Consider the following 19,796-nt stretch of genomic DNA (forward strand, 5'->3'; position numbering starts at 1 on the left):
TTTCTCCTATTTCCTTATTAAGCGTACAGTGGGTTAAGTTTGTCAGTATCAATATCAAAACGCTTGATTGCTTCAGATACAACACTCGCTTTAATTTCGCCACGATTGGCCAATTCAAATAATGACGCAACCACGATATAAGCAGCGTTCACTTCAAAGTGGCGACGTAAGTTGGCACGACTATCACTACGACCGAAACCGTCGGTACCTAAACAGCGATACTCGGTATCAATAAAAGCACGTACTTGATCTGAATATGCTTTAACATAATCAGTTGCCGCAATCGCTGGACCATTTTCTTTAGTGATCACTTTGCCAATATATGGTACTTGTGGTTTCGCTTCTGGGTTGAGCATGTTATGACGAGTCACTTCTTGACCTTCACGCGCTAACTCATTAAATGAGGTAACCGAAAAGACGTCACTTGACACATTATAATCATTCGCCAAAATTTGCGCGGCTTCTCGAACTTGCAACAAGATAGTACCTGAGCCCATCAGCTGCACATTCGCTACTGATTTTTTCGCTTTCACGGTTTCTAACTTATAAATACCTTTAATGATTTCATCGGCAATTTCTTTATTTTCAGGCATTGCAGGATGCTGATAATTTTCATTCATCAAAGTTAAGTAGTAGAAAACATTTTCATTTTCTTCATACATGCGGCGTAAACCATCACGCACAATTACCGCAACTTCATAACCATAAGTTGGATCATAAGTGACACAATTTGGGATCAAACCCGCTTGCACATGCGAATGTCCGTCCTGATGCTGCAAACCTTCACCATTAAGGGTCGTACGACCAGCGGTAGCACCTAATAAGAAGCCACGCGCTTGGCTATCGCCTGCTGCCCAAGCTAAGTCACCAACACGTTGGAAACCAAACATTGAGTAGTAAATGTAAAATGGGATAGTGGTTGCATTACAAGTAGAATAAGAAGTACCCGAAGCTACCCATGATGCCATGGCACCAAGCTCGTTAATCCCTTCTTGCAATACTTGACCTTTTTTATCTTCACGATAGTAAGCCACTTGATCTGCATCTTGTGGAATATATTTCTGACCTTCGTTAGCGTAAATTCCCACTTGACGGAACAAGCCTTCCATACCAAAAGTACGCGCTTCATCAGGAATGATCGGTACAATACGCTTACCAATTTTTTTGTCTTTTAATAAGCTGTTAAGTACACGGACAAATGTCATGGTAGAGGATACTTCACGTTCACCTGAGCCTTTTAAAATCGCATCAAACGTTTTTAATGGCGGTATCTCTAATGATTCATCAGCTTGCTGACGGCGTGCAGGCAATGAGCCACCTAATGCTTGACGGCGCTCACGCATATATTTTAATTCAGGGCTATCTTCATCAAACTTAAAGAAAGGTAAATCTTCAATCTTGTCATCAGGGATAGGCATATTAAAACGATCACGATATGCTTTAATTGATTCAAGGTCCATTTTCTTGACGTTATGAGCAACGTTTTGTGCTTCACCTGATTGACCTAAACCATAGCCTTTAACCGTTTTCGCTAAGATCACCGTTGGACGACCTTTGGTATTCATCGCTTTTTCATAGGCAGCATATACTTTTACCGGATCATGACCACCACGATTTAAACGCCAGATATCTTCATCTGACATATTTGCTACCATAGCGGCGGTTTCTGGGTACTTACCAAAGAAATTATCACGGGTGTATTTACCACCTTTGGCTTTACAGTTTTGATATTCACCATCAACGGTTTCATTCATTAACTGTAATAACTTACCTGAGGTATCACGGGCTAATAATGCATCCCAATATGAACCCCAAATCACTTTGATCACTTCCCAACCTGCACCTCGGAAAGTCCCTTCAAGTTCTTGAATAATTTTACCATTACCACGAACAGGGCCATCCAAACGCTGTAAATTACAGTTGATAATAAAGGTTAAATTATCCAAGCCTTCACGTGCTGCTAAGCCAATTGCACCTAATGATTCTGGCTCATCGGTTTCACCATCACCTAAGAAACAATACACGCGCTGACCTGAACAGTCTTTAATACCACGATCGGTTAAGTACTTAAGAAAACGTGCTGTGTAAATCGCTTGTAATGGACCTAAGCCCATAGAAACCGTTGGGAACTGCCAAAAATCATCCATTAAATGTGGATGCGGGTAAGACGATAACCCTTCACCATCGACTTCTTGACGGAAGTTATCCATTTGCTTTTCAGTTAATCGCCCTTCAACGAAGGCACGTGCATAGATCCCTGGAGAAATATGACCTTGAGCGAAAATAAAGTCACCACCATCTTCAGGGCTTGCCGCTTTAAAGAAGTGGTTAAAGCCAACATCATACAAGGTAGCCGACGAAGCAAACGAACCAATATGGCCGCCTAACTCTAAATCTTTCTTTGAAGCACGTAATACTAATGCTGCCGCATTCCAACGAATAGCCGCACGAATTCTTGCTTCGATGGTTAAATCACCCGGCATATGAGGTTCTTGTCCAGGTGGAATAGTGTTCACATAAGCAGTTGTGGCATCAAACGGTAAATGCGTACCGCTACGACGTGCATGGTCAATTAATTTTTCTAAAAGGAAATGTGCTCGATCCGGACCTTCATTTTCCAGTACGGATTCCATTGATTCAATCCATTCTTGTGTTTCAATGGCATCAATATCATTCTTTGGGAGCTCAGACATAATTACTTAGTCTCCGATTTGTTATGTAATTAAAATTGGTCAATTAAAGTAAACTCAATGACAACTTCGTTAACAAAGTCCACTTTAATCTGCTATTTGTTGGACATTCGTCCACGTTAGGCAATCACGTACCTAACAACTACTTATCTCTTTCTACTTCTGCATTCTGCGCATCGAGCGCTCCATGCGGCTTTGCTCTTCTGTTAAATTCAGCAATACTTCTTCAATAAAAGCTAAATGACGATGACTTGCTCCCCAGGCTTTTTGCGGCTGGCCACTAATAATGGCATCCATCAAATTGGTACGGTATTCGGCTATTTTGCTAAATACATCGGGACGTTGCGCAAGTGTCGTCAGGTTTTGTTCAATATTATCAATGACTATTGCCGCCATGCTGCGTGCTAAATGTAAAATTATTCCGTTATGGGAAGCCCCACAAATGGCAAGGTAGAACTCGAATACCGCTTCAGCTTCTTGGTGGTAATCATTATCAAGCTGTGCTTCACCAATGGCATTATGTTTACGTTGAATTTCTTCAAAATCAGCTTTCGTGCCACGCATCGCGGCATAATAAGCAGACATGCCTTCAATACCATGGCGAAATTCTAATAAATCAAACTGAGATTCATTGCTTTGCGCCATTAATTCAAATAAAGGGTCAGAAAAGCCTTTTAAAATCTGCTCGCTGACAAAAGTACCGCCGCCTTGACGACGAGTCACTAAGCCTTTGGCTTCTAATTTTTGGATCGCTTCACGTAATGACGGACGAGAGACATTAAACTGACTCGCCAACTCGCGTTCAGCTGGTAATTTCTGACCCGCTTTTAAGCTACCTTCCAAGATCATCTCTTCTAACTGCGACAAAATCACATCAGAAAGTTTCGCTTGTTTCACTGGCTGTTTAATGTTGTCAAGCACCATAAAAATTCAATATTTTAAGCAACAACCAAGAGAAAAAACCTCTTGGTAAATTGGTATTACCATTAATAAAAGTGATGTAAAAATAGCAAAATAGTGGTTAATTGTAAATAGAACATAGAACAGTTGCTGAAAAAAACAACTATAAGATTGACTAATACCAATGGAATTAATGATTTGATCATTCAGCGAGAATTAAAAGGCTTATAGGCAAGGCATTGATTGCAGAGAATGGCTATTCCCTTGTCAAAATCAATAACGTAAGCATATAAGCCTATTAAACTCGCCCTTTGGGAGCTTGTCATGAAAGTGATAACGTTACAAATTGCTTTGATGGAGAATGACTACACCTGCATCAATTTGCTTTGTTCTAACTTCCATGACACAGCTCTGAACTGGCTAAATATTTATTTCCATTGGTATAAAATCAACAATAGTGATTAAGCGATATTTTGCATAAAAAACGCTTAAACGTGCATAAACAAAGGTAAGCAAAGCAGTCTTGCTTTGCTTACGATAAGCAGAAGGCTAACTCATCACACCAGTTAAAATAAGCAAGGCGATAAGGGCTAAACAAAGTAATAAGGTGCGCTTTGCAAGTCGTACCAGTAAACAAGGTTCTGCTGTGCAATCTTCTTGATCAACCATAAAATCTTCTGATTTTTGCGCAACCTCAGTCAAAATCAAATGTGGTAATTTTCCTACGTCGAATAAATTTTCTAACCAGACAGGTAGCGCGCGAGAAAAGTGACCCACCAACATATAACCAAAGGCAACGATACGCACCGGTAACCAATCTAACCAAAACAGTAGTTGGTAATTAAACTGCTCTACTTGTAATTGCTCTGCCGATTTTGTACTCGGATCTGGTGCTGATTCTTGGCTATCAGTTTCACTTTGCCCTTGTTGTTCTACCACTTTACTCACTAGCCGATAAGCTAATGCGCCTGGGGCGCCAAACACCACAAAAAAGAGCATAATCGCAATAAAATAACGGTAATTAAGCCAAATGAGCATCTGACCAAAGCTCATTTGCGGTAAGTTTTTATCTTCTAATAATTGTTGATGATGCATTTCACAGCTAGTTTGCTCACCGCGAAAGGCACAGAGTAAATATTGCTTATAAGTGTCTCGTGTTTTGATACAACCAAAACAGGCAATTAAAATAAGAGTAGAAAGGAGAAAGTGCACTAAACCATCATCAACTAATTGCAATAAAAAGTAACACGCGATAACAGGGGTTAATATAAAAGCAATATTAATGATAGTTGAACGCTTTGATTTAGCTCCACCAAGCAAGCGATTAAACCACTTACTGTAATGAGTAAAATGCACATTAAACTGCCATGTAGCAGAAGAAAAATAGCGCTCGGCAGCCAAAGCAATTAGTAAACTTATTAAACTCATGATTTATATCCGTTAAATTTCAAACTATTCATTATTAGGGCGTGTTGATCTTTGCTGTTTAATTTTTGTTCGAGATAAAAGCGTTTTAAACGCGACGTGAGGAATGACGCTTAGCCATCTAAGTAAATCTCCTCACAACATAGAGTAAAACGCTTTTAACCGAACCTTTCAGGCAGCGTTTGTTGTCATTTCTACTATGTTGCCCCACATGGATGTGGGGTAAGGTGATTTTGCAGGAGCACAAAATCTTTAGTGCTTTATCATGTGGAACAACCACACACCAAAAGCACTGCCCTGTATAAATCTACAACAAACTGCTGCAAAAACAAACTTGAAAGATCAACACGCCCTAGTCTCAATCAGTTGCCGGTAAAGCTCCCAATCAAAGGCCTCACCAGGATCGGTCTTTCTGCCAGGTGCAATATCACAATGACCAACAATATTATCCGTTATTTTGGGATAATTTACTCTAAGCACATTAGTTAACAAACTAAGTTGTTGATATTGCTGCTCAGTATAAGGAATATCATCAGTGCCTTCCAGTTCTATCCCTATTGAATAATCATTACATTTTTCTTTACCATTAAAACAAGAAATTCCAGCATGCCAAGCCCTGTCATTAAACGAAACATATTGAATAATCTCACCATCACGACGAATTAAGCAATGTGCTGAAACTCTTACTTGAGCAAGGTCTTTAAAACTAGGATGAGCATCAAGGTTCAACCGTCCCAAAAATAGATCGGTAATATAAGGTAGGCCGAATTGTCCCGCTGGTAATGAAATATTATGAATCACCAATAAACTAATATGCTGGCTAGCATCCGGCTCCCTGTGATCAAAGTGAGGTGAGCGACAATGTTTGATACCTTGCAACCAGCCGTCGATTAAGGTTAAGTGCGCAGAATTTTCAGAAACATTTGAGCGTTCAAGCTGAGTTGTCATACAATAGCCGCATAAATTTAAGGCAAGTGGTAATATCATACTGCGAGCCACAGATGAATGAAAGTCATGAGCGAACCAACAGATAAAAACGATCAAACCCTACAACTAGGCAAATATTTTATTTGGTTCGCTTGGCTGTTAACGTTAGGGTTACTGGTATTTTTCTTTCAAGAGCTATTAGAAAAGCAATGGAATCCAAACCAGGATCCCAATTACCGACTCACCAGTACAGGTAAAAGTGAAGTGGTATTAATGCAAAATCGACAAGGTCATTATGTCACTCAAGGTTATATCAACGATCTGCCCGTGACTTTTTTACTTGATACCGGAGCCACCAATGTTTCAATCCCTGTGCATATTGCCGAGCAACTTCAACTAAAGAGTATGGGAAGTCATATTGCCCAAACAGCAAACGGTAATGTCAGGGTTTATCAAACCCAAATCGCACAACTTAATATTGGTAACCTTTACCTTTACAATGTCAGCGCTAGTATCAACCCAGGCATGAAGTCTGATGAAATATTATTGGGCATGAGCGCCCTAAAAAAGGTAGAATTTACCCAATCAGGAAAAAAACTGATCCTTCGAGAACAGTAAAGTCACTAGCAATAACCATAGAGAATTAGCCAATATGCTCGCCCCACAATTATTAAACGATATTCAGCAAACAGTCACTTGGTCGTTATGTGAAGATTTAGGTGTAGATAATAAAAATGACTTACTTAAAGCACAAGATATCACAGCTAAATTAATTCCCGCACAACATAAGGCTGTTGCCAATGTCATCAGCCGAGATGATTGCATTATTTGTGGCGTTGAATGGGTCAACCAAGTATTCAAACAACTTGATGATATCAATGATTTGACAGGCGATGAGGCAACAAAAATTACTTGGTTTGTCCAAGATGGCCAAGCAGTTAAAGCAAATACCACCTTGTTTGAGTTATCCGGCAATGCTCGTATCCTACTCACAGGCGAGCGCAGTGCACTAAATTTCCTGCAAAGCTTATCAGCAACCGCTACGACCACCAGTCAATACGTTGAATGCTTAGCAGGCACCAGTACAAAATTACTCGATACCCGAAAAACCATTCCCGGTTTACGCAGCGCACAGAAATACGCAGTAACATGTGGTGGCGGCGTGAATCATAGAGTCGGTTTATTTGATGCCTTTCTAATTAAAGAGAATCATATTGCTGCATGTGGCGGTATTGCTAATGCTATAAATACCGCCAGAAAAAATCATGCGGATAAAACGGTAGAAGTAGAAGTAGAAAGCATCGATGAGCTCACTCAGGCATTAAACGCACAAGCTGACATCATCATGCTTGATAACTTTACCCCACAAATGATTGAACAAGCAGTCTCGCTTACTCAGCAGATTGCCAAAGGCAACACTAAACTGGAAGTGTCAGGTAATATGACCTTAGACACACTCACCCGTTATGCAAAAACAGGGGTCGACTTTATTTCTGTGGGTGCCTTAACTAAGCATGTTAACGCCATAGATCTCTCAATGCGCTTTGTCTAAGATATTACAGAACGTAAAGCACAGTAATTGATATTCAATAACTGCTGTATAGTCTTCGATAGTCAATTCAATGCTTAACTGTTAAATACTTGTATCGGCTATTAAATAACCTTTAACAAAGGTTAATAAACTGTTAACAAACCAGCTGATTTTGTTGAAAAAATAGCTAAAAGACGAAAAATTAAAAAAAATGCATCACAAAATTTTACATTTGCTAATTTTTGTCGCAGTATAAATTCAGCCCCCGTAAAAACATATGGAATTTTTACTATGAAAAAGACACTACAAAACTTAGCAACAGCAAAAACTAACAAAGGTTTTACCCTAATTGAATTAATGATCGTAGTAGCGATCATCGGTATTTTGGCAGCAGTCGCCTTGCCTGCTTATCAAACATATACAGCGAAAGCAGAATTTTCAGAAGCAGTTCTAGCAACAAGTGGACCTAAAGCTGCAGTAGAAGTTTGTGCTCAAAGGTTAGATACAGTAACAGGCTGCTCAGCTGGTAGCAATGGTATTGCCACACCAGCAGCGTCAGGTATTATAACTGCAATTTCAGTAACTGATGGTGTAATTCAAGTTACAGCAACAGCTGGGGGTAGCAGTTATATTTATGAAATCGAACCTACATTAACTGCAGCAGGAAATGTTACTTGGGCTGTAGATACTACTGCATCAACATGTGTAGCTGCAGGTATTTGTTAATTTAATTGACCCTATTATAAAAAAAAAGCCCTATTTAGGGCTTTTTTTTTGACAAATAAATAGAAACTTTGTCTTTTCATTCAAGTTTAGGTTACACTTATTTTACACAGAACATAGTTTATTCAAGGTGTTATGAAAGGACTTCACCAACAATCCAGTGTGTTATCAGCATTATCGAAACATAATATTGTCCCCACTGATATGGTGGATAAAATCAGTGCCGATTTTATCCAGCAAAAAAAGCCTTTTGTACAATACTTGGTTGAAGATAAAAAGTTTGATGCCCACCATATTGCCAATATTCTTGCCCGCAGTTTTGGTTATCCGTTAATCGATTTAAAACAATTTGATACCAGCTTAGTGCCTGAAGGCATTCGCAATGAAAAGCTGATCCGCAAACATAATGCGCTGCCGCTATTTTTACGGGGTAAAGTGTTGTTTGTTGCCATGTCAGATCCTACTAACCTTGATGCCCTAGAAGAAATACAATTTAATACCGGCTATTCCACTGAATTGGTGCTCACCAATGAGCAAGGGCTCCATAAGTGTATAGAAAAAGTCTTAGAAGAAGAAAGTGACGCCTTAGATATCTCTGACATGGATACCGAAGAATTATCCGGCATCGATGTACAAGAAGAAAGAAAAGAAGATGATCCCGTCAGTGGCGATAAAGAAGATGCGCCAATCGTTGTTTATATTAACAAAATATTACTTGATGCCATTAAAAAAGGCGCGTCAGATTTACATTTTGAACCTTATGAGAAAGCCTATCGCATTCGTTTTCGTGTTGATGGTATTTTAACCGAAGTCGCCAAACCGCCGATCGCCTTAGCATCACGCATGGCGGCACGTTTAAAAGTAATGTCTAAACTTGATATTGCCGAGCGCCGTATTCCGCAAGATGGTCGCATCAAACTCGCGTTATCTAAACGCAAATCGATCGATTTTCGTGTTTCTACCCTACCTACCATGTGGGGCGAGAAAATAGTAATGCGGATACTCGATTCTTCCAGTGCCATGTTAGGCATAGATATGCTAGGTTATGAACCTGAGCAAAAGAAAATTTATATGGATGCCTTAGCACAACCCCAAGGTATGATACTGGTGACAGGACCTACCGGCTCAGGTAAAACTGTTTCTTTGTATACCGGTTTAAATATTCTAAACACCCCTGAGCGAAATATTTCCACCGCAGAAGATCCGGTAGAGATAAACCTTGAGGGCATCAATCAGGTACAAATAAACACCAAAGCAGGGCTAACTTTCCCGAGTGCACTACGCTCATTTCTTCGTCAAGACCCCGATATTGTCATGGTCGGTGAGATACGTGATTTAGAAACGGCAGAAATTGCCATTAAGGCCGCACAAACCGGACACTTAGTATTATCCACCTTACATACCAACTCTGCCGCCGAAACCTTAACCCGATTACTGAATATGGGCGTACCAGCCTATAATGTCGCCAGCTCTGTTAGTATTATTATTGCCCAACGATTAGCCAGACGTTTATGTACTCAATGCCGTGAAGAAGAAGAAGTGCCTGAAGCTGAGTTAATTAATCAGGGTTTCCCTGCTGAATTAATTGGCCAATTTACCTTATATAAACCAGTAGGCTGTGATCAATGTACAGGTGGTTATAAAGGGCGAGTTGGTATTTACGAAGTGATCAAGCTCAGTCAAAACGTTGCCAGCATTATTATGGAAGGTGGTAATTCGCTTGATATTGCGACACAATGTCAAAAAGAAGGCTATGATAACTTAAGGCAATCTGGTCTTAAAAAGGCAATGCAGGGTATGACCAGCCTGGAAGAGATTAACCGAGTGACTAGCAGCTAACTTTACATAGGGTAGAATATGGCAGTTTCGGCAAGCAAAGCAAAAGTGATAGCACCAAAAGCATTAGACGTATTTCAATGGCAAGGGGTTAACCGTAAGGGTAAAAAAGTTAGCGGTGAACTCTCTGCTGCCAGCATGATAGAGCTTAAAGCGCAATTACGTAAACAAGGCGTTACTCCTGGGCGAGTTAAGAAAAAGCCTAAGCCATTATTCGGTTTAGGCGGCGATAAAGCCATCACTCAAGCAGATATTGCCACCATTACTCGCCAAATCGCCACCATGTTAGGTGCTGGCGTACCTTTAGTACAAACCATTGAAATGATCGGTAAAGGCCATAATAATGGCAAAATGCAAAAAATGCTGTCAGATATTGGCAATAAACTACAATCAGGTATTCCACTATCAGAATGTTTAAGAGAACATCCACTGTATTTTGATGGTCTTTATTGTGATTTAGTACAATCGGGTGAGCAATCTGGCGCGTTAGAAACCATTTATGACCGGATCGCCACCTACAAAGAAAAAGCCGAAGCGTTAAAAGCCAAAATTAAAAAAGCGCTGACCTACCCTATTGCTGTTATGGTTATTGCTGCAATTGTCACCTCCGTATTACTTATTTTTGTGGTACCGGTATTTAAAGATATTTTTGACAGTTTTGGCGCCGAATTACCTGCTTTTACTTTGTTAGTACTGGCGATTTCAGATGTAATGCAATCTTATTGGTATATTGCATTAGGGGTATTATTTGCCGCCGGATTTTTATTTAGACGCGCCCACCGTAACAGTCAAAACGTCCGCGACAGTGTTGATAAACAAATTTTGAAACTGCCAGTTGTGGGTGATATTTTAAAAAAGGCCGCTGTAGCCCGCTATGCCCGTACCTTATCCACCACCTTTGCTGCCGGTGTCCCGTTACCTGATGCGTTAGAGTCAGCCGCAGGCGCATCAGGTAATGCCGTCTTTCGTGATGCGATATTAGAAATTCGTGCTGAAGTTACCTCGGGGATGCAAATGAATTTGGCCATGCGTAACTGTAATATTTTCCCCGATATGGTCATTCAAATGGTCGCGATTGGTGAAGAATCTGGTGCGGTAGATGATATGCTTGCCAAAGTGGCTAATGTCTATGAGCGCCAAGTAGATGATGCCGTTGATAACTTAACCGCATTACTTGAGCCGATGATCATGGCAGTGTTAGGTGTGGTTATCGGGGGTCTCATTGTTGCTATGTACTTACCTATTTTCCAAATTGGTATGGTGGTATAACAATACTGCAGTTTTATCGGTTGTTTGTAACTTTATTAACTTAGCTTTGTACACTGCGCTCATTTAGAGCACAGTGTATTTATTTTACTTATTAAGTAGGTTGTCGTGTTAGCCAATACCCTTACCATGTTTGAACTTTATCCGTTCAGTTTTTACCTTTCTATTTTCATACTCTCCCTAGCTATTGGCAGTTTTTTAAATGTTGTCATTTACCGTTTTCCCAAGATGCTAGAGCAAGAATGGTATCAAGACTGCCGCGAGTTTTTAGCCGAAGAAGTCAAAGATATACCCGCTAAAAAATATCAGCCTCTAACCTTATCAAAACCAGATTCCACCTGCCCTCATTGTGGTCACAAGATACGTTTTTATGAGAATATCCCAGTCATTAGCTGGCTAGTGTTAAAAGGCAAATGTAGTCAATGCCAACAAGGCATTTCAATGCGCTACCCTTTAATTGAAGCAGCAACCGCAGTATTAAGTGTAATTGTGGCGCATCATTATGGCGTGAGCCAACTAACACTCTATGTATTGCTGTTAACTTGGGGGCTAATTTGCCTCACGATGATCGACTTTGATCATATGTTACTGCCCGATCAATTCACTTACCCATTATTATGGTTAGGACTGTTAATTAATCTCAATGGCTTAATCGTTCCAATTGAAACGGCTGTTATTGGTGCGGTAGCAGGTTATATGAGCCTTTATTCGGTCATGTGGCTGTTTAAACTGCTCACCGGCAAACAAGGCATGGGCCATGGTGACTTTAAGTTACTAGCCGTTTTTGGTGCTTGGTTTGGTTGGCAATTATTACCCTTAATGATTTTAATGTCATCTGCTGTCGGTGCCATCATTGGTATTACCCTAATGCTCTTTAAAGGGCATCAGCGTGAACAGGCGATCCCATTCGGCCCATACCTTGCCATCGCAGGTTGGATTTGCTTAATATGGGGTGAGGGTATTTGGCAGTGGTACCTCAACCTACTGGTTTAATCGGTCAAATATGGCAAATTATATAGTTGGATTAACAGGCGGAATAGGTAGCGGAAAAACCACTATTTCTCGCTTTTTTGAACAATTGGGCGTGACTGTGGTTGATGCCGACATCATTGCCCGTGAAGTAGTAGCAAAAGGCAAACCCGCGCTAGAAAAAATTGCTCAACATTTTGGCAAAGAAATATTACTGGAAAATGGCGAACTTAATCGTGCGCTATTAAGGGAAAAAATCTTCCACGATGCACAGGAAAAAGCATGGCTAAACCAGTTAATGCACCCCATTATACGCCAAGATATCTTAGCCGCATTAACCCAATGCTCTGGTGATTACTGTATTTTATCGGCTCCTCTACTATTCGAAAATAAGCTCAATGAAATTACCAACAGAAATTTAGTCATTGACGTTAGCCCAGCTAGCCAAATAGCACGAACCACGAAACGTGACAGTGTTAATCAACAACAAGTTGAAGCGATCATCGCCAGTCAAATATCCCGCGAACAACGCTTAAGCTTAGCCGATGATATTATCGAAAATGAGTCTGCAGATCTGTCACAAGCAAAACAGCAAGTGGTACAACTTAACGCTAAATACCAGAATCTTGCCGCTAAATAGCAAACTATTACACTAATTTATAAAAAAATTAGCCATTTAGTATTGCACTAGGTAAGATAGTCGCAACTAGTAGATTTATTTGTGGATCATGTCAACAGTATTATATGAACATCCGCTCAACGAGCGTATCAGAAGCTACTTAAAACTCGAGCAACTTTATGCTCAGGCGAGTGACTGTTTTTCATCTAATATTGAACTGAGCCAGCAAGTGTTTTTTTCAGCTCTGTTCGCCATTATTGATACTTTAGAGCGTAATGATATTCGCGGAGTACTGATAAAAGATCTCGAAAAATTAGAACAAAATCTGGTGCTATGGTCGCGTTCACCCGAAATTGACGATCAAGCCTTAGAAGAAAATATTAAAGAAACAGTTTCCCTACTCTGCCTTCTTAAATCACCGACCCAACAATGGACACAACTAAAAGAAGATAAGTTTTTAACGGGTCTTAAGCAACGTTATGCCATGCAAGGCGGCACTGCCAGCTTTGATGTACCTCAGCTTAAATATTGGTTAAATCAACCCATTGACACCATTAAAGCTGATGTAGCGATGTGGTTATCTCAACTCGATCAGATATTTAGTGCATTAGCTTTAGTATTGAAGTTTTTACGCCAACGTGCTGAGTTTGAAACCATATATACCGAAAAAGGTTTTTATCAAGACACAGGTGAAGGTATTTTTCTACTCCGCATCAAAGTCGATAGCAACGCCCATTATTATCCAACGGTAAGTGGTAATCGTTTTCGCTATTCAATTCGCTTTATGATGCCTTGCCAAGAATCAGGGCGAAAATATTGTGATCAACCGATACAGTTTCAAATTGCTCGCTGTTGATCTGGTATCACAGCTCGTCATTTTTTATAATAGCAACCAATAACACATTAGATTAAGCATTAATATGACCTTAAAAGTTTCCTGTCCCACTTGTGAAAAACAAATAATCTGGCAAGTCGAAAATGAATTTAGACCCTTTTGCAGCAAACGTTGTCAGTTGATTGATTTAGGTGATTGGGCAGAAGAAAATCACAAGATATCTCAACCGATGCAAAAAGATGTCGAACTGAATGAAGAGATGCTTGACGCGCTTGAAGAACAATTTTTACAACACAATAAGTTCTTTGTTGAGTCAGAATAACCAAGTAATTCGTCGGATGCTCTTTGAAGCTTAGCAATCGAGTTTTGACTGTGTTTATACCAATGGAATTAGGTCGTATAGTAGGCCTTTATTTTAGCGACTATCGCTTCATTCGCAGCTGGAAAGTCAATTTTCGATAACTCTTCTAGAGCAAACCATCCTTGTTGCTGACCTTCTTGCGCATTCGGCTCGCCAGAAAAATTATCTACTAAATACACATCGAGCAGCACTTGTTTATCGCCATAGTCATGAGAAATTTTCATTAATTCTGTACAAGCTAATACGTCTATGGCAACTTCTTCTTTAAGCTCTCTAGCAAGCGCTTGAGCCACAGTTTCGCCTTGCTCTACCTTGCCGCCAGGAAACTCCCACTTACCTCCCTGATGCGCGTGATCAAGTCGTTTGGTTAAAAAAAACTGATGATTTGAGACAATGACACCAACAGCCACATGCACTTGTTTCATTTTAATAGCTACTCCCAAAAAATAATGCCAATCAATTGATTGGCATTATGAAGTGAAATCTGGATGGTTTAGTTAGGTCAACTTACCATGACATTGTTTATATTTCTTACCAGAACCGCAAGGGCAAGGTTCATTTCTTCCTACGCGAGGCATTTGTTGCTGTGCTGTAGGGTTCTCAGATGACTCGTGCGTATATTCTTTTGGCACATCTTCGGCTTTGCGATGTTGTTCTTCAACTGCTTCAACATCCGATTCCTCACGGATCTTCACCTTACTTAAAATGCCAATCACATCATATTTAAGATTTTCCAATAATTCTGAGAATAATTCAAATGACTCACGCTTGAACTCTTGCTTCGGATTCTTTTGTGCATAGCCACGTAAATGAATACCTTGACGAAGGTGGTCCATCGCCGCTAAATGTTCTTTCCAATGAGAGTCTAAGCTTTGTAACATCACTGCTTTTTCAAACTGGCGTAGCACATCAGCACCGACCATTTCTTCCTTCGCTTCGTATTCTTGCTCAACCCGCTCAAGAATTTTTTCACGTAAGGGCTCTTCATGTAATTTACTGTCTTGTTCAAGCCATTGCGCAATCGGCATTTCGATTGCCAAATCACCCTTAATACGCTCTTCAAGCCCAGGAATGTCCCACATTTCTTCTAAAGATTGCGGCGGAATATGTTGATCAATTATGCCATTAACTACGTCTACACGAATTGCACTGATCACGTCTTTAATGTCTGATTCGTCCATTAACTCATTACGTTGCTCATAAATGACTTTACGTTGATCATTTGAGACATCGTCATATTCCAGCAATTGCTTACGAATATCAAAGTTTCGACCCTCTACTTTACGTTGAGCATTCTCGATACTCTTGGTTACCCAAGGATGCTCGATGGCTTCACCACGTTCCATGCCTAACTTACGCATCATATTGGTAATACGTTCTGAAGCAAAAATCCGCATTAAACCATCTTCCATGGATAGATAAAAACGCGTTGAACCAGCATCACCTTGACGACCAGAACGACCACGCAACTGATTATCGATACGGCGGGATTCATGTCGTTCAGTAGCTACAATATGTAAACCACCTAACTCCAACACCTTATTGTGCTCTTCTTGCCACGCTTCTTTTGCTTTAGCGATATTTTCTTCTGTTGGATTTTTTAACTTAGCAACAATGGCATCAAAATTACCGCCTAACACGATATCGGTACCACGTCCGGCCATGTTTGTTGCTATAGTCACCGCGCCAATCTTACCGGCATCAGCAACAATCTCGGCTTCCTGCTGATGGAACTTAGCATTCAATACCTTATGCTTAATCTTGGCTTTCTTCAGGTAAGAAGATAAAAATTCAGAGGTTTCAATGCTGATCGTACCAACCAATACCGGCTGACCACGTTCTACACAATCTTGTATATCTTCTAAAATCGCTTCAAATTTTTCTTCTGCGGTAAGATAAATTAAATCGGGTAAATCTTTACGGATCATCGGTTGGTTAGTTGGAATAACCACCGTTTCCAAACCATAAATATGATTAAACTCAAACGCTTCAGTGTCTGCAGTACCTGTCATACCTGACAGTTTTTCATAGATACGGAAGAAGTTCTGGAAAGTAATAGAGGCCAATGTTTGGTTTTCATTTTGAATATCTACCCCTTCTTTTGCTTCCACAGCTTGGTGTAAACCTTCTGACCAACGACGACCTTCCATGGTACGACCGGTATGCTCATCAACGATCACAATTTCGCCATCTTTAACGATATAATCGACATCTTTTTGGAACAATTTATGGGCGCGTAATGCCGCCATCACATGATGTAGTAAAGTGATGTTACCCGCTGAAAATAATGAATCGCCATCTTCAATTAAACCTTGCTCATTCATGATCTCTTCGATACGTATCTGACCACGTTCAGTAAGATATATTTGCTTGGCTTTCTCATCTATGGTGTAGTCACCTTCAACAAAGTCTTCTTTTTGACCAACTTCTTCTTCTTTATCTTCTTCATTTTGCAAGTCTAAACTCGGCACAATGGCATTGATCTTTTTATATAGCTCAGAGCTATCTTCTGCTGCACCGGAGATGATCAATGGAGTACGCGCTTCATCAATTAATATTGAATCGACTTCATCGACAACCGCAAAGTGTAATGGGCGCTGTACTCGCTCTTCTGGTGAGAACGCCATATTATCGCGTAAATAATCAAAGCCAAACTCGTTGTTAGTACCGTATGTAACATCCGCTTGATAAGCTGCTTGCTTATCTTGTGGGCTCAAACCAGGAATATTACAGCCAACCGTTAAGCCCAAAAATTCAAATAATGGTCTTGCCCAATCAGCATCACGGCGGGCTAAGTAGTCATTAACTGTGATGACATGTACACCTTTACCCGTTAAAGCATTTAAATATGAAGGTAGTGTTGCCGTAAGAGTTTTACCCTCACCCGTTCTCATTTCAGCAATTTTGCCATCGTTAAGCACCATACCGCCGATCATCTGTACATCGAAGTGGCGCATACCAAAGACACGCTTACTCGCTTCACGTACGACGGCAAATGCTTCTGGTAATAAACTATCTAAAGTTTCTCCATTGGCAATACGTTCTTTAAATTCAGCAGTTTTTGCTTTTAACTCGTCATCACTTAAGGCTTCTAATACCGGTTCTAGAGCATTTATTTTTGTTACTTCTTTGCCCATCTGTTTGAGTAATCGATCATTACGACTACCAAACAACTTTGTCATTAACTTTACAAACATCTTATTTAAACCATCTAAAAATGAGTAGCAGAAAACTGCTGCTTTAAAATAAAAGTGATCGGCCGAAGCCGATCACAAAAAAATATCATTTATCGTGTGCTATTTAGCTTTGCGATAGACATACTTTATTGGATTAATTTGCGTATTATTTCGCAAAATTTCATAGTGTACGTGTGGGCCTGTTGAACGTCCTGTACTCCCCATTCGTCCAATTACCTGCCCTTTACTTACCACGTCACCCACTTTTACCAATATTTTCTTATTGTGACCATAGCGAGTTTTAAGCCCTTTGCCATGATTAATTTCAATTAATTTACCATAACCGTAGCGATCACCCGCCCAAGTAACAACACCTGCTGCGGTAGTGATTATTTCTGAATCTTCTTTGCCAGCAAAATCAACCCCTTTATGAGTCGCAGGGCGACCAGTGAAAGGATCTTTTCTGGTACCAAAATATGAAGATAACCAACCTTTAGTAATTGGTCGTCCAGATAAATAACTCGTATTTTCTATATAGTGACCCAATGTAAGAGATTCAAGCATAGTTAACTGCTTTTCTTCAATTTCTAGCGTTTTTTCGACTTTTGCTATCTCTACTAACAATTCATCGAGTGATTTTTGCTCACTCAAATGCTGAGTCATTGGCCCGCCACTAGGTGGCGCTTGATGAAAATTAAACTCTTTTTCGGGTATATTTGCTTCGTCGGCTAAACGATCCCCTAAGGCATTTAACCTCAATACTTGGCTCTGTAGCTCCGCCAGTTTCATGGTCAAAGCTAATACTTGTTGTTGATTAACCGTGCCAGTTTCATTTGATTGTTCAGGTGATTGCGTTACTGAGTAGCGCAAATTTTCAGGCTTAGCGTCAGCTGACATGATCAGATGGACAATAAACCCTGATATAATAGCAAATACCGTGATCGCAGAAATCCAATGAAACTTATTTAATTTCATTGAAAATCTAACGTTTTTTCCACGATACAGTAATGTTAAACTCATAATACTCTTTTATGGTATTGTTAGTAATTGATACGCTTAATTACTAGCTGGTTGAATGATGGCAAGAAAAACTAAAAATCCTATAGATGCATCCCACTTGCTAAAATCTTCGTCAGGCACTTTGGCACAAATTGCAGCAAAAACCAACTCTTTAACTTTGTTAGCTGACATTGTACGACAAACTTGCCCCGACCTGCCAGCAGAAGTATGGCATATTGGTAATTTTCGTCAAAATTGCATCATCATTGAAGTGATATCAAGTATCTGGGGACAACGGCTCCAGTTCGAACGCATGAAGATTTGTCAGCAACTTGCCCAAGCGACTAATAATGATTTTAATCAGATTGAAATTAAGGTCTCACCATACCGCAATAAGCAAGCACCAATTAATCAACAAACGCCCGAAGCAAAAACACAATTTATCTCAAGTAAAACCGCTAAACAATTAAATGAAGTGGCAGAGAATGCGCCAGAAAGTTTGAAACGAAAACTACAACAATTAGCCCGATTAGCGAAGAAATAGCCATAAAAAAACCAGCAATATTGCTGGTTTTAATGTTCAGATATGTCGCGATTAAAAGTTTGACGCACTAACTTCCTGAAATTCAATCGGAGAAACGGTGTCATCTTCATAACTCACCCATTCCCACGCATCAGTTTGCTTAAATACTTCACGCAACAATAAATTATTCACGCCATGTCCCGACTTATAGGCATTTAATTGCCCTAATATGCTGTGTCCGCACATGTATAAGTCACCAATGGCATCAAGAATTTTGTGTTTAACAAATTCATCATCGTAACGTAATTCGTCTTTATTTAGCATTCGATATTCATCTAACACAATCGCATTTTCTAAGCTTCCGCCCAGAGCTAAATTGTGTGAGCGTAAAAATTCAATATCACGCATAAAACCGAACGTACGAGCACGGCTAATTTCTTTAATAAATGAGCAGCTCGATAAGTCCATGGTCATCGATTGACAAGTATTAGCGATCACAGGATGTTCAAAGTCGATAACAAAATTAACTTTAAAGCCTTGATGCGGCGTTAATTCCGCCCACTTATCACCTTCTTCAACCCGAATAGGTTGTTTGATGCGAATAAAGCGTTTAGCCGCATTTAAAGTTTCAATACCTACCGATTGTATTAAATAAACAAACGGTAAGGCACTACCATCCATAATTGGAATCTCAGGGGAATCTACATCGATAATCAAATTATCAATACCTAAGCCTGCTAATGCAGATAACAAGTGCTCGACGGTGGAAATCTGTACACCTTGTTCATTCACTAAACAGGTACATAAAGTTGTTTCACCAACGGCATCAGGTGTCGCTTTAATATCAACAACGGGATCAAGGTCTACACGGCGAAACACAATACCTGTGTTTGCAGGCGCAGGACGGAGAGTGATCTGCACCTTTTCACCTTTATGTAAACCAACCCCTACGGCTGATACTTGCTCTTTAATTGTACATTGTTTAATCATAAATAGCCTTCTTAAGCCTATATTCC

At 40.0% G+C, this 19,796-nt stretch carries 18 protein-coding genes; 10 read left to right on the plus strand and 8 right to left on the minus strand.

What is annotated here, in order from left to right; translation table 11 throughout:
- Positions 1-17: 17 nt before the first annotated feature.
- The 4 genes from aceE to ampD form a co-directional block, all read right to left on the minus strand.
- A complete protein-coding gene (aceE, locus tag IV514_RS09865; RefSeq protein ID WP_206485017.1) occupies positions 18-2,693 on the minus strand; it encodes a pyruvate dehydrogenase (acetyl-transferring), homodimeric type in 2,676 nt (891 codons plus the stop codon).
- Positions 2,694-2,846: 153 nt separating this feature from the next.
- Positions 2,847-3,599, minus strand: a complete 753-nt coding sequence (gene pdhR / locus IV514_RS09870; RefSeq protein ID WP_206485309.1) for a pyruvate dehydrogenase complex transcriptional repressor PdhR — start codon at positions 3,597-3,599, stop codon at positions 2,847-2,849.
- Positions 3,600-4,139: 540 nt separating this feature from the next.
- Positions 4,140-5,018 (minus strand): beta-lactamase regulator AmpE, encoded by an 879-nt coding sequence (gene ampE, locus IV514_RS09875; protein ID WP_206485019.1) that lies wholly within the window; start codon positions 5,016-5,018, stop codon positions 4,140-4,142.
- A gap of 339 nt (positions 5,019-5,357) precedes the next feature.
- A complete protein-coding gene (ampD, locus tag IV514_RS09880; protein ID WP_206485021.1) occupies positions 5,358-5,963 on the minus strand; it encodes a 1,6-anhydro-N-acetylmuramyl-L-alanine amidase AmpD in 606 nt (201 codons plus the stop codon).
- 66 nt (positions 5,964-6,029) lie between these two features.
- Here ampD and IV514_RS09885 point away from each other — a divergent pair, with 66 nt between their 5' ends.
- The 9 genes from IV514_RS09885 (at position 6,030) to yacG (ending at position 14,043) form a co-directional block, all read left to right on the plus strand.
- Positions 6,030-6,560 (plus strand): retropepsin-like aspartic protease, encoded by a 531-nt coding sequence (locus tag IV514_RS09885; RefSeq protein WP_206485023.1) that lies wholly within the window; start codon positions 6,030-6,032, stop codon positions 6,558-6,560.
- A 34-nt stretch (positions 6,561-6,594) separates the two neighbouring features.
- The gene (gene nadC, locus IV514_RS09890; protein ID WP_206485025.1) at positions 6,595-7,494 is read left to right on the plus strand and encodes a carboxylating nicotinate-nucleotide diphosphorylase; all 900 of its coding nucleotides are present in this window, start codon (positions 6,595-6,597) and stop codon (positions 7,492-7,494) included.
- 270 nt (positions 7,495-7,764) lie between these two features.
- On the plus strand, positions 7,765-8,199 hold the full coding sequence (locus IV514_RS09895; protein WP_206485026.1) for a prepilin-type N-terminal cleavage/methylation domain-containing protein: 435 nt from the start codon (positions 7,765-7,767) through the stop codon (positions 8,197-8,199).
- A gap of 132 nt (positions 8,200-8,331) precedes the next feature.
- A complete protein-coding gene (pilB, locus tag IV514_RS09900) occupies positions 8,332-10,035 on the plus strand; it encodes a type IV-A pilus assembly ATPase PilB (RefSeq protein WP_206485028.1) in 1,704 nt (567 codons plus the stop codon).
- A gap of 18 nt (positions 10,036-10,053) precedes the next feature.
- Complete coding sequence (locus IV514_RS09905; RefSeq protein ID WP_241242272.1) at positions 10,054-11,301, plus strand: type II secretion system F family protein; 1,248 nt, start codon at positions 10,054-10,056, stop codon at positions 11,299-11,301.
- A 126-nt stretch (positions 11,302-11,427) separates the two neighbouring features.
- Positions 11,428-12,291 carry an A24 family peptidase gene (locus IV514_RS09910; protein ID WP_206485311.1) on the plus strand — a complete coding sequence of 288 codons (864 nt, stop codon included), beginning with the start codon at positions 11,428-11,430 and terminating at the stop codon, positions 12,289-12,291.
- Between the two features lie 10 nt (positions 12,292-12,301).
- On the plus strand, positions 12,302-12,907 hold the full coding sequence (gene coaE, locus IV514_RS09915) for a dephospho-CoA kinase (RefSeq protein ID WP_206485030.1): 606 nt from the start codon (positions 12,302-12,304) through the stop codon (positions 12,905-12,907).
- A gap of 88 nt (positions 12,908-12,995) precedes the next feature.
- Positions 12,996-13,742, plus strand: a complete 747-nt coding sequence (gene zapD / locus IV514_RS09920) for a cell division protein ZapD (RefSeq protein ID WP_206485032.1) — start codon at positions 12,996-12,998, stop codon at positions 13,740-13,742.
- 64 nt (positions 13,743-13,806) lie between these two features.
- Complete coding sequence (gene yacG / locus IV514_RS09925; protein WP_206485033.1) at positions 13,807-14,043, plus strand: DNA gyrase inhibitor YacG; 237 nt, start codon at positions 13,807-13,809, stop codon at positions 14,041-14,043.
- 68 nt (positions 14,044-14,111) lie between these two features.
- Here yacG and mutT read toward each other — a convergent pair whose 3' ends face one another.
- From mutT to IV514_RS09940, 3 genes are all read right to left on the minus strand, one after another.
- The gene (gene mutT, locus IV514_RS09930; protein WP_206485035.1) at positions 14,112-14,507 is read right to left on the minus strand and encodes an 8-oxo-dGTP diphosphatase MutT; all 396 of its coding nucleotides are present in this window, start codon (positions 14,505-14,507) and stop codon (positions 14,112-14,114) included.
- A gap of 72 nt (positions 14,508-14,579) precedes the next feature.
- Positions 14,580-17,279: a preprotein translocase subunit SecA gene (secA, locus tag IV514_RS09935; protein ID WP_206485037.1), complete on the minus strand. Its 2,700-nt coding sequence runs from the start codon at positions 17,277-17,279 to the stop codon at positions 14,580-14,582.
- A gap of 99 nt (positions 17,280-17,378) precedes the next feature.
- Positions 17,379-18,278, minus strand: a complete 900-nt coding sequence (locus IV514_RS09940) for a M23 family metallopeptidase (protein ID WP_206485039.1) — start codon at positions 18,276-18,278, stop codon at positions 17,379-17,381.
- Positions 18,279-18,333: 55 nt separating this feature from the next.
- Here IV514_RS09940 and IV514_RS09945 point away from each other — a divergent pair, with 55 nt between their 5' ends.
- Positions 18,334-18,801, plus strand: a complete 468-nt coding sequence (locus IV514_RS09945; protein ID WP_241242273.1) for a DciA family protein — start codon at positions 18,334-18,336, stop codon at positions 18,799-18,801.
- A gap of 51 nt (positions 18,802-18,852) precedes the next feature.
- Here IV514_RS09945 and lpxC read toward each other — a convergent pair whose 3' ends face one another.
- Positions 18,853-19,770 (minus strand): UDP-3-O-acyl-N-acetylglucosamine deacetylase, encoded by a 918-nt coding sequence (gene lpxC, locus IV514_RS09950; RefSeq protein ID WP_206485041.1) that lies wholly within the window; start codon positions 19,768-19,770, stop codon positions 18,853-18,855.
- Between the last annotated feature and the right edge of the window lie 26 nt (positions 19,771-19,796).

The organism is Thalassotalea sp. G2M2-11, assembly GCF_017168195.1.
Lineage (GTDB): Bacteria > Pseudomonadota > Gammaproteobacteria > Enterobacterales > Alteromonadaceae > Thalassotalea_E.